The sequence below is a fragment of the Paraburkholderia sp. NMBU_R16 genome (assembly GCF_013282575.1).
GTDB lineage: Bacteria > Pseudomonadota > Gammaproteobacteria > Burkholderiales > Burkholderiaceae > Trinickia.
Window position 1 is genome coordinate 1 of sequence record NZ_JAAAYE010000197.1, and the last position, 1,318, is coordinate 1,318.

Annotated in this window: 2 protein-coding genes; both read left to right on the top strand. The window is 55.3% G+C overall.

Annotated elements, in window-relative coordinates; translation table 11 throughout:
- Nucleotides 1-537 (top strand): hypothetical protein (locus tag GWC77_RS27770; protein ID WP_217283450.1); only part of this gene is annotated, 537 nt, incomplete at its 5' end.
- 222 nt (nucleotides 538-759) lie between these two features.
- Nucleotides 760-1,203: a hypothetical protein gene (locus tag GWC77_RS29855; RefSeq protein WP_254367229.1), complete on the top strand. Its 444-nt coding sequence runs from the start codon at nucleotides 760-762 to the stop codon at nucleotides 1,201-1,203.
- The last annotated feature ends 115 nt before the right edge of the window (nucleotides 1,204-1,318 follow it).

Consider the following 1,318-nt stretch of genomic DNA (forward strand, 5'->3'; position numbering starts at 1 on the left):
GCCGCATTCTGCCGCAACCAGCCATACCTCAGCTTGTCGATTCAGAGCGCCTCAAGGGTTCGCTGCGCCGGGCTTACGCCCGCCCTTGACCCGCTAACATCACCCACTCGGAATTCAAAAGAGGCCATGAAACAGAGAAGCGGATTTTTCTTGGCATCAATGCTTGGACTGCTCAGTCTGAGCGTGTGTGCGAAGCCTACGTTGTCCTGCAATGCCGACAAGGCAGGCGTTTCGCATTCGCTTGAAATTACTGAGAAAAACAGCGGAGTACCTGATTTTTCTTACCTATCGAGCACGCCGTCAGAAGGCCTTGCGCTGAATTGCACAATCGACTCGTCGCTCGTAAATGGCACGCCAACGATGTCTGGTAATACCGTTGTATATCCCCTCAGCAGCGGCGATTCCTTGACTATCATCAAGCAATTGCACGGATATCTCCTTGATCTGTCGAAACTGGATGCGGCCAACTATTGCAGCGGCATCGTGGCCAAGAAAGTAACGGTTAACTTCGGGAGGAAGAGGTGCGTGGTTCACTGACTGCGACACATGCCTCTCGAACAGGAGACAGACCACCACGTCTAGCATGGTGTTGAAGGTACGCGTCATGGCGCGACGGTGGCTCCTCAAAGGAGCCGTCGCGTCGACCCGAGTCATGTTGATTCAATGCTGGATTTCCTCAGTTGGTACCGATTCAATGATTTCCCGCAGACTTTCGCCTCGATGCTGCTTGTGGTGTGAGCGTTGGCATGCGCGTGAGGCATGAGAAACAACGTCATCCAGATGAGAAAAGGGCAGCCAATGACGGGATCTTTGCTGCTGTTCGAGGATCACCGGGCCACGTCCACGATGCACGCCTCGGTGACCATGCCATCTTCTGGGGAAAGCGATATGCCTGACACGCCTTGCTTTCGCGCAACGTTGATCGGCCTCGTTCTGCGACTTTTAGTAGTAAGCCTTGCTGTGCTTGCTACCGGATCGCAAGCCAGCCCTTTCACCGCATTGACCAGCAAACTGAGCACCAATATCTCCGATTTGCCGCGCTACGAAAGACTGCCGCTGTTCAAGCCGCACCGCGAGACTTTCATTTGCATCTATCAGGACCAGCATGTGCCGCCGATCGATCCGCAGGCCGAGTTGTGGTTTCAGCAAGCGCTCGCGCTTGACGACCCGAACATCTACCCGGCCAAGCGCGACTGGAGTTGACCCGGTTTCGTGGACACCTATCCTTTGGAACAGGAGGTGCCTGCCATGGGAAAGCACCACAACCCCTACGCGCCGGAATTCCGGGCGCAGATGGTCGAGTTAGTCAAAGCCGGCC